Source organism: Nocardia jiangxiensis NBRC 101359 (assembly GCF_000308615.1).
Taxonomy (GTDB): Bacteria; Actinomycetota; Actinomycetes; order Mycobacteriales; family Mycobacteriaceae; genus Nocardia; species Nocardia jiangxiensis.
Genome location: NZ_BAGB01000027.1, coordinates 1 through 14,129 on the forward strand (window position 1 = coordinate 1; position 14,129 = coordinate 14,129).

The 14,129-nt window shown below is 68.3% G+C and carries 9 protein-coding genes; 5 read left to right on the top strand and 4 right to left on the bottom strand.

The features are described from left to right. The first annotated feature begins 550 nt into the window (after positions 1-550). Positions 551-2,032 (top strand): ComEC/Rec2 family competence protein, encoded by a 1,482-nt coding sequence (locus ON40_RS08535; protein WP_063712965.1) that lies wholly within the window; start codon positions 551-553, stop codon positions 2,030-2,032. A gap of 64 nt (positions 2,033-2,096) precedes the next feature. Then, on the top strand, positions 2,097-3,068 hold the full coding sequence (gene holA / locus ON40_RS08540; protein WP_245567717.1) for a DNA polymerase III subunit delta: 972 nt from the start codon (positions 2,097-2,099) through the stop codon (positions 3,066-3,068). Between the two features lie 264 nt (positions 3,069-3,332). On the opposite strand, the gene rpsT is transcribed toward holA, so the two are convergent. The 4 genes from rpsT to ON40_RS08565 form a co-directional block, all read right to left on the bottom strand. Next, positions 3,333-3,596 (bottom strand): 30S ribosomal protein S20, encoded by a 264-nt coding sequence (gene rpsT, locus ON40_RS08550; protein ID WP_040820425.1) that lies wholly within the window; start codon positions 3,594-3,596, stop codon positions 3,333-3,335. Positions 3,597-3,813: 217 nt separating this feature from the next. Next, entirely contained in the window at positions 3,814-4,383 is a 570-nt protein-coding gene (locus tag ON40_RS08555) for a type II toxin-antitoxin system PemK/MazF family toxin (protein ID WP_040820427.1), read from the bottom strand. A gap of 60 nt (positions 4,384-4,443) precedes the next feature. Next, complete coding sequence (gudD, locus tag ON40_RS08560) at positions 4,444-5,826, bottom strand: glucarate dehydratase (RefSeq protein WP_040820430.1); 1,383 nt, start codon at positions 5,824-5,826, stop codon at positions 4,444-4,446. A gap of 32 nt (positions 5,827-5,858) precedes the next feature. Beyond that, positions 5,859-7,223: an MFS transporter gene (locus tag ON40_RS08565; protein WP_051192847.1), complete on the bottom strand. Its 1,365-nt coding sequence runs from the start codon at positions 7,221-7,223 to the stop codon at positions 5,859-5,861. A 302-nt stretch (positions 7,224-7,525) separates the two neighbouring features. Between ON40_RS08565 and lepA the strand changes: the two genes are divergently transcribed. The 3 genes from lepA (at position 7,526) to ON40_RS08580 (ending at position 14,058) form a co-directional block, all read left to right on the top strand. Beyond that, on the top strand, positions 7,526-9,385 hold the full coding sequence (gene lepA / locus ON40_RS08570) for a translation elongation factor 4 (protein ID WP_373281874.1): 1,860 nt from the start codon (positions 7,526-7,528) through the stop codon (positions 9,383-9,385). 258 nt (positions 9,386-9,643) lie between these two features. Beyond that, positions 9,644-12,283, top strand: a complete 2,640-nt coding sequence (locus ON40_RS08575; RefSeq protein WP_040820434.1) for a hypothetical protein — start codon at positions 9,644-9,646, stop codon at positions 12,281-12,283. Continuing rightward, a complete protein-coding gene (locus ON40_RS08580; RefSeq protein WP_040820436.1) occupies positions 12,280-14,058 on the top strand; it encodes a P-loop NTPase family protein in 1,779 nt (592 codons plus the stop codon). The genes ON40_RS08575 and ON40_RS08580 overlap by 4 nt, the downstream gene beginning before the upstream one ends. Positions 14,059-14,129 lie beyond the last annotated feature (71 nt).

A 14,129-nucleotide genomic window follows, 5' to 3' on the forward strand; every position in this document is an offset into this window, starting at 1 on the left:
GCCCACCCCAAGCCTCCACCGGAGTACCCAAGCCGGAAGTGCCCATGTCCGAACGTGATTGCAGCATGTGCAAGCCTGCTGTTCCGGCAGCTGAGTCTCCCGCTGATGTGTGGAGCAGATACCTGTACCTGGGTGCGGCTGATGCCGGTGCGTGTGGCGAGTGTGCACTGGTGCTCGAGGGCGATGTCGTTGTGTGCGTCGCGGTTCGTGCGTGGGGCAAGTGTTTGTGCGTTGGTGCTGCTGCTGTTGCGTGTGGCGGATGTATGAGGAAGTCCGAGGCCGATTCTGGTGTGGGCGACGCGGTTTGTGTGTGGAGTAGGTGCTTGTGTGTCGGTGCGGTTGATGGTGGTGCGTGCGGCGCATGTGTGTGGGTGTTCGGGGGCGGCGCTCGGATGCGCGGCTCGGCGGGTGGAGATGGGATCGGGCGGAGTGTTGGGGGTGTCGGGTGAGTGGGCGCGGGGTGCGGGGAGATGGGGAGGGTGGGGTGGTGCCGACGGTGTTGGATGCGCGGTTGGTTCCTGCGGCTGTGATGTGTTGGGGGATAACGGTTGTGACTGTGCTGGCGGGATGGTGGGTGGGGGTGATGGTGGTGGGTGTGCTGGTCGGGGTGGCGATTGTGGTGGGGGTCGGGGCGGTTCGGGTTCGCCGGGCCGGGGGGCGGATGGCTGCTGCGGTGCTGTTGGCTGCGCTGGTCGCGGGGGTGGGGTTCGGGATCGCGGCGGCGTGGCGCGAGTATGGGGTTGCGACGCATCCGTTGCGGACGGCGGCGGTGGGTACCTATCTGACGGTGATCGCCGTGCCGACCGATGATCCGAAACCGTTGCCCGCCAAATCCTTCGGTGGTCGGCAGTGGATGGTCGAGGCGGATCTGCGGGAGTATCGGCACGGTTCGGTGCCGGTGCAGGCGGGTGGTGCGGTGATCGTGCTCGCCGCACAGGCCGGGTGGCCGGGACTGCTGCCGGGGCAGGTGGTGCGGTTCCGGGCGCGTCTGGATCGGCCGTGGCGGCGGGATCTCACGGTGGCGGTGCTGCGGGCGCAGGGGCCACCGGTCACCGTCGAGCGCGCGCCGTGGTGGCAGCGCGCGGCCGGATCGGTTCGCGCGCACTTCGCCGCGGCGGCCTCGCACGCTCTGCCGCGCACCGAGGCCGGGGTGCTGCCGGGGTTGGTCGACGGTGACGTATCCCGGCTGCCCGATCAGGTGCGCGAGGATTTCCAGCACACCGAACTCTCGCACCTGGTGGCGGTGTCGGGCACGAACGTGACGATTGTGCTTGCCACGGTGATGATTTCGATGCGCCTGCTGACGATCGATCCTCGCGTCGGCGCGGTGCTCGCGGCACTGGCTCTGATCGGTTTCGTCGTTCTGGCACGGCCCTCGCCGACGGTGCTGCGCGCGGCGGTGATGGGTGGTGTGGCCGTGCTCGCGGTGTTGCTCGGTCGGCGCAAACAAGCCCTGCCCGCACTGTGCGGTGCGACGATCGGGTTGATCGGGTGGTCTCCGGAGCTGGCCCTGGACATCGGGTTCGCGCTGTCCGTACTGGCGACGGTCGGGCTGATCGTGCTCGCGCCGCGGTGGTCGCACTGGCTCGAGGAACGTGGCTGGCGGCGCGGTCCGGCCGAGGCAGTCGGCGTCGCCACGGCGGCCTTCCTGCTGACCGCCCCGCTGATCGTCGCACTGACCGGACGTGTCGGCCTGCTCGCCATCGTGGCGAATCTGCTGGTGGAGCCGGTGATCGCACCGATCACAGTGATCGGCGCGCTCGGTGCGGTGCTGTCCTGTGCCTGGCTGCCCGCGGGGGTACTGGTGTTGCGATTGACCGGACCACCGCTGTGGTGGCTGCTGTTCGTCGCCGAACATGGTGCGTCACTGGGTATTTCGGTGTCGCTACCGGACGGGCCGCGGGGCGGATTCGCCCTCGCGATACTCGTCGGCGGCCTGCTGATCCTGTTCCACCGCATCACCCGCCCGTCGGATCCGTCAGGGGCCGATCCGCCCGAAGCGCGATCGCAGGACAGCCGTGCCGCCCGGTGACGCTCGCCGAATCTGACGGCGGCGAGGTGCGGCGGTGTCGGTGGCTCACCGTAGGATGCGGGACGTGACCGATCGTCCTGCCTCCGTCCATCTCGTGCTCGGTGAGGAAGAGTTGCTCATCGAGCGCGCGGTCGCCTCGATCGTCTCCGGCGTGCGCGCGGACGCCCCGGATCCCGAAGCGCTACCGGTGGATCGGTTGCGGGCCGGTGATGCGAGTACCGCCGAGCTGGCCGAGTTGCTGAGCCCGTCGCTGTTCGCCGAGGACAGGGTGATCGTCCTGGAGTCCGCTGCCGAGGCGGGCAAGGACGCGGTCGGGGTCATCACCAGCGCGGCGGCGGAGCCGCCCGAGGGCGTGGTTCTGGTCATCCTGCATTCCGGCGGCGGTCGCGCCAAGGCGCTGGCCCCGGCGCTGCAGAAGGCGGGCGCGGTCACGCACAACTGCGCCAAGATCAGTAAGGCCGGTGAGCGGGTCGAGTTCGTGCGCAACGAATTCCGGTCCGCGGGTCTGCGGGTCCAGGCGGAGGTGGTGCAGGCGATGCTGGAGGCGGTCGGCTCGGATCTGCGCGAGCTCGCCGCGGCCTGTTCCCAGCTGGCTGCCGACACCGGCGGCAAGGTCGATATCGCCGCGGTGCGCCGCTACTACTCGGGCCGGGCGGAGGTGACCGGATTCGATGTCGCGGATCTGGCCGTCGCGGGCGATCGTCCCGCCGCGATGGAGGCGCTGCGCTGGGCCACCGACCGCGGTGTGCCCGCGGTCCTGCTCGCCGACGCTCTCGCCGATTCGGTGCACACCATCGCCCGGGTCGGCTCGGCCGGTCGCGGCGACCCGTTCAAACTCGCCTCTCAGCTCGGCATGCCCCCGTGGAAAGTGAAGAAGGCCCAGGGCCAGGCCCGCGGCTGGACAGCCGCGACGATCGGTTCGGCCCTGCAGATCGTCGCCACCCTCAATGCCGACGTCAAGGGCGGGGCCGCCGATGCGACGTACGCCCTCGAACACGCCCTGTCCACCATTCTGGACCTACACGGCGTTGCCTGAGTCCCACCCGTTTGCACTCTGAGTCCCACCCATCGGCGGGTCGGCTCCCGGATCGCGGGCAGGTAATCCTCCCCGGTCGTGGGCGGGCGACTGCCGATCTCGATGCCGCAGGCTCCCCGCCCGGTCGATCACGGCACACAAAAGTTCGATCCCGGGCCAGAACGAATGCTGCAAGCACGACAAAAGCCGCCGTGGTCGTCTGCTTTCACAGACCCTCTGCCACGGCGGCGATAAAGCGTATGCGGTAGGTACTACCGCGAAGAATCAGCCGATCTTGTTGAACGCCAGCGCCAGCGCCGACTTCTTGTTGGCGGCCTGGTTGGCGTGGATGACGCCCTTGGAGGCGGCCTTGTCCAGGCTGCGGCTCGCGGTGACCAGCAGGTCCTTGGCCTGGTCCTTCTCACCGGCCGCGGCGGCCTCGCGGAACTTGCGGATGGAGGTGCGCAGCGCGGACTTCACCGACTGGTTGCGCAGACGCGCCGCCTCGTTGGTGCGGATCCGCTTCATCTGGGACTTGATGTTGGCCACGCGTAGTTCCTCTGATTCCTGTCGTTTGTGTGGTGTGTTCTGTACTACCGGGAAGTCTCTGGGCGCACTACGTCGAAATCGTGATGTTCGGGTAGCGCCGCACCGACGATCGAGACTACCAGCCGGGTGGACTCCGAGTGAAATCGCCCTGGTCGGACGCTTACTACGGACGGAACTGTACCGAAATCAGGAGAATGCCGCCAAGTTCCGGCCCGGCTCACTGCCAGTGATACTCCCGGCACAGTCGATGCGCGACGATGTCGAAGGTCCGGCGCGGCAGGATCGCCCCCTCGCGCCGGATGCCCTCCTCGGGGACGTCGAGTACGCGATCCAGCCGCACCCAGCTCGTCCGGCCCTGGTAATCCCAAGGGCCCGAACCGATCTCGACCCAGTGGTGATCGCGCGAACGTTCCGGATTCGAGGAGAGCATCAACCCGAGCAGGGTGGTCCCGGCGCGGCCGACGACCAGCACCGGGCGATCCTTGCCCTCGTTCGGGTTCTCTTCGAACGGCACCCAGGTCCAGACGATTTCGCCGGGATCGGCTCGCCCGTCCAGACGCGGGCAGTAGACCACCTGACGGGCCCGCTCGTGCGTCGGCACCGGAACCGATGCCGTCGGCCGCACCGCCACACCGGGCGGGCGGCGTTTGCCCACCGCCCGATCCCACATCGTGGAGCGCTGCATCCGATCGACCAGCTTGGGAGCCTGCTGTCGGACGATCCGAGGGCCCTGTTCCCAGGCAAGGGTTCCCAACTGCTTGCCTAGTGAGCTCCACGTACCGGCCATAGTCCGCGAGCATAACGGCCGATTCCACGGTTCTCATCCCGCCTGGTCGCAGCGAACCGCCTAGCGGCACAGTGCGGGACGTTTGCTGTCGAACTGCCAGTCCGGGATCAGGTATCGCATGGCGCGGGCGTCGTCGCGCGCGCCCAGCCCTTCGCGCAGATACAGCTCGTGCGCCGCCTCGACCCGTTCGAGGTCCAGCTCCACGCCCAGGCCGGGCGCGTCGGGGACGGTGAGCTGTCCGTCGCGGATGGTCAGCGGATCGACGGTGATGCGCTGGCCGTCCTGCCAGATCCAGTGCGTATCGATGGCGGTGATCTCGCCCGGCGCCGCCGCGGCCACATGGGTGAACATGGCCAGCGACACGTCGAAGTGGTTGTTGGAGTGTGAGCCCCAGGTCAGGCCCCAGGCATCGCAGAGCTGCGCGACGCGCACCGAACCGGCCATCGTCCAGAAATGCGGGTCGGCGAGCGGGATGTCGACCGCGTTCGAGCGGATGGCATGGCCCATCTCACGCCAATCGGTGGCGATCATGTTCGTAGCGGTCGGCAGCCCGGTGGCGCGTTTGAATTCGGCCATCACTTCGCGGCCGGACAGCGTGCCCTCCGGGCCGACGGGATCCTCGGCGTAGGCGAGGACGTCGTGCAGATCCCGCGCGGTGCGCACCGCCTCGTCCAGGAGCCAGCCGCCGTTGGGGTCCAGGGTGATCCGGGCCTCGGGGAACCGTTCGGCGAGTGCGCGGACCGCGGCGGCCTCCTCGGCGGGCGCCAGGACGCCGCCCTTCAGTTTGAAATCGGCGAATCCGTAGCGGGCCTGCGCGGCCTCGGCCAGGCGCACCACCGCTTCGGGCGTGAGCGCCTGCTCGTGCCGCAGGCGCAGCCACTCGTCCGCGTCCGCGGCCTCGTCGGTGGGACCTCGATAGGCCAGGTCGGTCCGGTTCCGATCCCCGACGAAGAACAGATATCCCAGCGCCCGCACCCGGCTGCGCTGCCGGCCCTCGCCGAGCAGCGCGGCGACGGGTACGTCCAGGTGCCGTCCGAGCAGATCCAGCAGCGCCGATTCCACCGCCGTGACCGCGTGGACGGTGACCCGCAGATCGAAGGTCTGCGCTCCGCGTCCGCCCGCATCGCGGTCGCCGAAGGTGTGCCGGATGTCGGCCAGGACCGCATGGTGGTCGCCGATCCGCCGACCCACCACCAGCCCGCGCGAGTCCTCGAGGGTGCGCCGGATGGGTTCGCCGCCCGGCACCTCGCCGACACCGGTGTTGCCATCGGAATCGGTGAGTATCAACAGATTTCGAGTGAAGTACGGCGAGTGCGCCCCGCTGAGATTCAGCAGCATGCTGTCGTGTCCGGCGATCGGGACCACCCTCATCTCGGTGACGACGGGGATCGCGGCGGGTCGGGATGCCGGGTGGGATCGGGTGGTCGCGGAGGACACGGTCATGAACAACTTTCTGTCCGATGGGTGGGAGAGGATCAGGCGGGGGTGGGTTCACCGCCGTCGAAACGGGGTGCGGGCTCGGTCGAGCCGGATGCGGCGGCCGCTCCGCCGAGTCGATGACGCCGGATCAACAGAACCGACGCCGCGGCGAGGGCGGAGGCCGCGGCCAGCGCGTACAGCCCCCAGGTCACTGTGCCGGTGGCTGATTTGATCAGGCCGAAGCCGTAGGGCGCGACGAAGCCGCCCAGATTGCCGAGCGAATTGATCACCGCGATGGCCGGCGCCAGCACCAGCGGATGCAGGGTGGACTGCGGAATGGACCAGAACAGCGGGCTCGCGCTCTTGAAGCCCATTGCCGCGACACACAGGAAGACCAGCGCAGGCCACGGCGAGACCACCGCTGCCAGATAGGTGCCCACGGCCGCGGTCAGCAGTGATCCGATCAGCAACGGACGACGATTACCGCGGCGATCGCCGATCCGGGCGGTCAGATACATCGCGACGACGGCGCTGAGCCAGGGCAGCGCGGAGAGCAGTCCGACGGTGGTGTCACCGAGGCCGTGGATGCGTCGCACGATGGTCGGCAGCCAGAATGTGTTGGCGTAGATCGAGAGCTGAATGGCGAAGTAGATCCAGCAGAACAGCAGCATCTGCGGATCGGCCAGCATCCGCCACCGCGAGAGGGTGCGTTTGTCGGAGGTGGACACGATGTGCTGTTCCTCGGCCTCGACCGCGTCAGACAGGGCGGTCCGCTCGGTTTCGCTGAGCCATCGGGCATCGGCGATCCGGGAATCCAGCAGCAGGTACGCGATGACGCCGACGACGACCGACAGCAGCCCTTCGATACCGAACATCCACTGCCAGCCGTGCACACCCAGCAGTCCGTTCATGGTGAGCAGCGGTCCGGAGATGGGGCCGGACACCGCAGCGGCCACCGACGATCCGGCGACGAACAGTGCGGTGGCGCGTCCACGATGTGCGTTGGGCAGCCATTTGGCCAGATAGAAGATGACCGCGGGGAAGAAACCCGCCTCGGTCGCGCCGAGCAGAAAGCGCAGGACGTAGAACATCTCGGCATTGCGGACGAAGACCATGGCGGCCGCGACCAGGCCCCAGGTGACCATGATCCGGGTCAGCCAGATTCGCGCGCCGAATTTCTCCAGCATCATATTGCTGGGCAACTCGAATATCGCGTACGCGACGAAGAAGATGCCCGCTCCGAAACCGTATGCGGCCGCGCCGATTCCGACGTCCGCCTCCAGGTATTTGGTGGCGTATCCGATGTTGGCGCGGTCGAGTTGATTGCAGATCAGCATGATGATCAGCAGTGGCACGACGCGGCGGAAGAATTTGCTCACTGCCGAGTCCAGGGGCGTCGCGGAATTGTGAGTGAACGCCATCGTCCACTCCTTTCGATCCGGGAAATACGGCGCGTAATGCGCCGCGAACCCGTGAAAAGAATGTCCGGACCGCGAGTGACTCGCCTCACGCCCCGACGACATTACGGCCGGTCGCTGATGCCTGTCCAACACCGATGATGAATAGTCCGATGCACGCACGGTATCGAATTCTCGATGCGTCTCGGTATATGCGATCCGAACCGGCCGTGCCGCTGGTTTGCGCACTCGCCGCGGCCAGTTCGGACCTCGGGGGCGGGTCGGTGCGAGCTCATGGGATCATGGATGCCGCCTGAATACCCTTCGTGACCAGGAGCCCAGTGCCCAGCTTCGCCGATACCACGTTTACCGATCCGTCGCAAATTCGGAATTTCTGCATCATCGCGCACATCGACCACGGGAAGTCGACCCTGGCCGATCGCATGCTGCAGCTCACCGGAGTTGTCGAGGAGCGGGCGATGCGCGCGCAGTACCTGGACCGGATGGATATCGAGCGTGAGCGCGGTATCACCATCAAGGCCCAGAACGTGCGGCTGCCCTGGTCCGTCGACGGTTCGGACTATGTCCTGCATCTGATCGACACCCCCGGTCACGTGGACTTCACCTATGAGGTGTCCCGGGCGCTCGAGGCGTGTGAGGGTGCGATCCTGCTGGTCGATGCCGCGCAGGGCATCGAGGCGCAGACACTGGCCAATCTCTATCTGGCGCTGGACAAGGATCTGACGGTCATCCCGGTGCTGAACAAGATCGACCTACCCGCCGCCGACCCGGACCGCTACGCGGCCGAACTCGCCCACATCGTCGGCTGTGAGCCCGAGGACGTGCTGCGCGTGTCCGGGAAGACCGGCGTCGGTGTGGCCGAACTGCTGAATGCGGTGATCGAGCAGATCCCGGCGCCGGTGGGCGCGGCGGAGGCCCCGGCTCGCGCGATGATCTTCGACTCGGTCTACGACACCTACCGGGGCGTGGTCACCTACGTGCGCGTGGTCGACGGCAAGCTCACCCCGCGCCAGAAGATCAAGATGATGTCCACCGGCGCGACCCACGAACTGCTCGAGATCGGCATCGTCTCCCCGGAGCCCAAGCCGACGCAGGGTCTGGGCGTCGGCGAGGTGGGATACCTCATCACCGGGGTGAAGGATGTGCGGCAGTCGAAGGTCGGCGATACCGTCACCACCGCCCGCGACGGCGCGTCCGAGGCCCTGGCCGGATATCAGGACCCGCGCCCGATGGTCTACTCGGGCCTGTACCCGGTCGACGGCTCGGACTATCCGGACCTGCGCGACGCGCTGGAGAAGTTGCAGCTCAACGATGCCGCCCTGACCTACACCCCGGAAACCTCGGTGGCGCTGGGATTCGGCTTCCGCTGCGGCTTCCTGGGCCTGCTGCACATGGAGATCACTCGCGAACGCCTGCAGCGCGAGTTCGGTCTGGACCTGATCTCCACTGCACCCAACGTGGTCTACCGCGTGGTACTCGAGGACGGCACCGAACATGTGGTGACCAACCCGTCGTACTGGCCCGAGGGCAAGCTGCGGCACGTGTACGAGCCGGTGGTCAAGTGCACGGTGATCGCGCCGAGCGAATTCATCGGTTCGATCATGGAGCTGTGCCAGTCGCGCCGCGGTGAACTCGGCGGCATGGACTATCTGTCCGAGACCCGCGTCGAGATGCGGTACACGCTGCCGATGGCGGAGATCATCTTCGACTTCTTCGACTCGCTCAAATCCCGCACCCGCGGTTACGCGAGCCTGGACTACGAGGAGGCCGGTGAGCAGGAAGCCGATCTGGTGAAGGTCGACATTCTGCTGCAGGGCGAGGCCGTGGACGCGTTCTCCGCGATCGTGCACCGCGACGCCGCGCAGGCCTACGGCCACAAGATGACCACCAAACTGCGCGAACTCATTCCGCGGCAGCAGTTCGAGGTGCCCATCCAGGCGGCCATCGGCTCGAAGATCATTGCGCGCGAGAACATCCGGGCGATCCGCAAGGACGTGCTGGCCAAGTGCTACGGCGGTGACATCAGCCGCAAGCGGAAACTGCTGGAGAAGCAGAAGGAGGGTAAGAAGCGAATGAAGACGATCGGACGTGTCGACGTTCCGCAGGAGGCCTTCGTCGCCGCGTTGTCGACCGAGGCCGCTTCGGACAAACCGAAGGGCAAATAGCCTCCGGCCGGTGTGCTCGCCCTGATCGCGGGATCGCGCGAGGATGTTTCCGGCCCTTCGGTTCCGTTCTGCCGGTCGATATCGGGGCTTTCGAATCGAACCGCGCACTGGCACCCTGGTGTGGCGCACCATGATCCGGTATTCACCGTGCCTGGAGGATGTGACAGCCGGTCCATCCGGAAATATGGTGTTACCTGTTCTTGACAGTTGGCAAGACCCGTTCGGTTTCCGGGCCGGACACCTGAGAGTGGAGTGTGTATGACGCGTGACCTGCCCCTCGACGCAGACGCGGAGGACCCGGGCGATCACGCCGGGGACACCGCGTATCGCGTCGCGACCGGCGTTGCGCGGGTCGCGAGGGCAGGGGCGTACGTCACCGGCGGTGCCCTGGTGGCCGAGGGCAGCACCACGCCGGAGAACGGTGAATCCCACGACGCCAGCCGGATTGCGGGCTGGTCGCTGCAGGATCCGCAGCCCAATGCGCCCAGCCCGGTCGTCACCTATCCGGATCCGGCCCCGGATTCGGTGCCGCCGGTCCTCGGCCATCCGGGGGCGGCCGCCTCGGACCATCCGCTGCTCGCATTCCCGAATCTTCCGCCGGGCTTCGAATTTCACGTTCAGATCGAGACCGGGCCCGCAGCCGAGGCGCAGCAGCCCGATCTGAGCAAGATTCCCGGTATGCACGGGATGCCCGGAACCGATGGCAGCACACCGGGATTGAGTGTGGTCCCCGGCCCGAGCGAAGGGGTCGTGCCGGGTACCGGCACCGATCATCTGCCCGGCACGGGCACCGTGCCCGGTCTCGGCAACGGGGTGCCGAACCTCGGCAACGGAATCCCGGGTCTGAACAACGGTATTCCCGGTTTCGGGAACACTCCCGGTACCGGTGATTCGCCGTTCGATCTGCCGAGCGTTCCCGCGATGCCGGACGTCCCGGCGATGCCCAGCGTCCCCTCGGTCCCGGAATTTCAGATTCCGAAGCTGAATTCCGGCAACGGTGGTTCGGATTTCGGTCTGCCCGGCATCCATCCGGCGGCGGCGCCGATCGCCGCGCAGGGCGGTCAGGGCGCAACGCTGACGAGTCTGGTCCATCCGGCCGATGCCTCGGTTTCCGACGTCGCCGACGGTGCCGGGCCCATCGATCTGGGTGATCCGTCGGCCTCGGCCGCCGACGGGCGAGCGGGTTTCGGCCCGTTCGGCTCGGAAAGCGATGCGCTGCACATGGTTTCCGGATTCGACGGGGTCGGCAGCGCCGAGTTGAGCGTGTACGCCGGGGTGCAGGTGCACCTCGACGCGCACGCCGGATTCGACGGGGTCTGGCTGCATGCGAGTGCGCAGGCCGCGGGTGGCGTCGTCGGCGGTATCGGGGAGCAGATCGACACCTACGGTCAGTGGCTGGGCGGCGGCGAGTCCGCACCGACCGCGGCGCCGGGCCCGGAGTCCACACTGGTCCAGAACCTCGTCGGGCCGACGCCCGGAATCCGTTCGGGGATGGGTGTTTCCGGTACCGAAGGGCCGGGATCCGCGCACGGCCCGATCGGCACGCCCGGCGTGGTTCCCGGGGCCGGTGTCCCGCAGGCCGCGGTGCCCGGTGCGGCGATGCCGGTGAGTATCGCGGGGCCGGTCGTATCCGCTGCCGGGCCGGTCGTTCCCGCCACCGCCGCGTTGTCGCTGCCCGTGGCCGGGCCCGTCGTCCCATCCGTACCCGCGTCGGTCGCCGCGCCCGCGGCGGTGACCACGCCCGCCGTCGCGACCTCGGTCGCTACCGCGCCCCAGCCCGCCGTCGCGGCGATCGCCCCGCCTCCGGTGCCGCAGCCGGTCGTCACGACGCCACTGCAACCCGCGGCCCATACCGATCCGGCGGTGCACGCGCTGGCCGGTGCGCTGCCGGATCATCTCGGGCCGATACCGCTGGGTGCGGCCGCGGCGGTCGGGCCCGCGGCGTTCCTCGGTCTGCCCAAACCCGGTCCGGCCGCCGCGGCCACGCCCGGGCCCGCCTCCCCGGGCGGGGAGCACGGCGCGAGCACCGGGCCGACGGTCGCGCAACCGCTGACCGGGACGTTGGATCATTCCCCGCTCCCGCACGTGAGCATCCCGGCCATGCCGACCATTCCGCCGCTCCCGCAGCTGGGCGGTGCGAATCCGTCGCACCCGTTCAAGCCGACGCATACGACCTACGGCCCGACCGCGGGCGGCACCGCACCGTCCCACGCACACGGCCCCTCCACCGAGCCCACTGTGACCGGAACGCCGTCCAGTGAGCACGGCGCCGGAACCACCTCCACCATCGCCGGGCACCCGAACCCGACGTATACGGACGACACGACCACCGACGCGCGTCCCGGACCGACCACCGTCGACCCGAGTACCGGTACCGCGCCGACCACCGTGACGCCGAGTCATGAATCATCCACGCCTACACGGGATTCCACCCCGACGCACGATTCGACGCCGACCTACGGCCCGCAGCCCACGCGCGGCCCGACGTCCACCTCGGATTCGGGCATCACCCGGCAGCCCGCGCCGTCGCACGATTCGACGCCGTCGCACGAGGTTCCGATGCCGACCCGCGAGCCGAGCATGCCCTCCCACACGCCGAGCATGCCGACGATTCCGAGCCACGAAACCCCGCCCGCCGTCACCGCGCCGCAGATTCCGGGCGGCCACGGTACCGTGCCCGGCGTGCACGCCCCGACGCTGCCGCAGCTGACCGTGAGCCCGCACCTGCCGACGAAACCCATTGCGGAGGTGCACGATTCGAACGACTACACCCCGTGGCACGATTCCGGCCACGTCGGGCTGACCGCGGGGCTGTCCGGTGGTCTGCTGCCCGGAACCGACACCGATCCCGCACACCTGCTGATCCATCCCGCTCCCGACCTGCATATCGCGCTGTGACCACGGTCGATCCGGCCGCGGCCAAACATCCCGACGCGATGGCGCCGTTGCTGCGGCAGCTCGACGAGCTGCTGGGGCTCACCCGTGCGGCCGGGCGCGCCGATCTGACCGCCCGGCTGAGCATGTCCCGGTCCCGGGTCGCCGATCCCCGGGTGCGCCTGGTCGTGGTCGGCGAACCCAAGAACGGGATGAGCACCCTGGTCAACGGACTGGTCGGGACGGTGGTCAGCGCCACCGACAGCCCGGTCAGCGTCCCGGTGATCGCCGAATACGGGCCGCAGGCCACCGCGACGCTGGTGCGCACGGTCGTCGGCGGACGCACCGAACGGCAGCCGGTCGACCCGCTGAATCCGGCGGCGGCGATGTCCCTGGACGGTGTGGTCCGCGCGGAGTTCACCGATCCGAGCCCGCTGCTGGCCGAGGGGTTCGTCGTGATGGACGCGCCCGGCGCACCCGCCGATACGCCCACCACCTGGTCGTTGATCGCCGCCGCCGACGCCGTGCTGTACGTCGCCGACGCGGGCGAGGAGTACACCCCCGAACAGATCGTGCTGCTGGCGCGGATCCAACAGGTCTGCCCGACGGTGATCTGCGTGCTGAACAAGATCGACCGGTATCCGGTCTGGGCTCAGGTGCAGCAGCGCAATCGCGAACTGCTGGACCAGGCGGGCCTGGGATTCGCGGTCGCGCCGATCTCCGCCGAGAAACATCTGCGGGCCGGTGCGGATCAGCGCCGGGACCTGGAATCCGGTGTGCCGCAACTGATCGAGCATCTGCGCGAGTACGTGCTGCGGCGCGCGGACGCGCTGGCCCACGAGGCGGCGGTGCGCGATATCCGCACCATCACCGATCATCTGGCGCTGACCCTGCGCAGCGAGGCCGAGACGTTACGAGATCCGCAGCGGTTCACCGAGATCACCGAGCAGCTGCGCGCCTCGCGCGCCGAGGCCGACAGTCTGCGGCAGCGCTCGGCGAACTGGCAGATCACCCTCGCGGACGGCTGTTCGGATCTGATGGCCGATATCGAACACGATCTGCGTCATCGGCTGCGCAGCCTGGTCCGCGACGCCGAGGCCGAGATCGTCAAGGGCGATCCGGCCCGCGGCTGGAAGGAATTCGGCGCGGATCTGGACGCGCGCATCTGTGAGGCGGTGGAGGAGAACTTCGTCATCGCGCACTACCGCTCCGTGGAATTGGCGCAGGAGGTCGCGGAGAAGTTCCCCGATACCGACTACGACGCCGTACTCGCGGATCTGCGCCTGGAGAATCCGGCCGACGTGCTCGAGCCGGTGGCCTCCCTGGAACCGCTCGCATCGGCGAAAATCGGTGTGATCCAACCGATCCTGAACATCATGCGGGGTTCCTACGGCGGTCTGCTGATGGTCGGCGTGGTGCTGGCCAGTGTGCTGAACATTCCGCCGGTGAACTGGTACTCGGGTGCGGCCGCGGTACTGCTGGGCGTCAACGCGCTGTGGGAGGACCGCAAACTGCGTCGCGAACGTCGTCAGGCCGAGGCCAAGACGGCCGTCGCGCGCCTGATGGACGACGTGATCTTCCAGGTCAGCAAGGAATCCCGGCACCGCCTGCGCGGTGTGCAGCGCACCCTGCGCGACCATTTCACCGAAATCGCCAATCAGACATTGCGTTCGGTGGACGAATCCCTGCGCGCCGCGGAGGAGGCCGCGGCCGAACAGTCCGGCCCGGCCCGCGATCGCCGCCTCACCGAGATCGAATCCTCCCTGATCCGCCTCCGCGAGATCCGCGAGCGTGCGTGAGATGAAACCTGCTCCGGCGCCTTAGGGTCTTTGGGCGCCGCCGGGTGGGCGTTCGGTCTCTACCGGCCCGC

Excerpts from the sequence above, each read along its gene's own strand:
- ON40_RS08565 (WP_051192847.1), bottom strand. The coding sequence starts at position 7,223 with ATGGCGTTCACTCACAATTCCGCGACGCCCCTGGACTCGGCAGTGAGC.
- ON40_RS08555 (WP_040820427.1), bottom strand. The coding sequence starts at position 4,383 with ATGGCCGGTACGTGGAGCTCACTAGGCAAGCAGTTGGGAACCCTTGCC.
- gudD (WP_040820430.1), bottom strand. The coding sequence starts at position 5,826 with ATGACCGTGTCCTCCGCGACCACCCGATCCCACCCGGCATCCCGACCC.
- ON40_RS08575 (WP_040820434.1), top strand. The coding sequence starts at position 9,644 with ATGACGCGTGACCTGCCCCTCGACGCAGACGCGGAGGACCCGGGCGAT.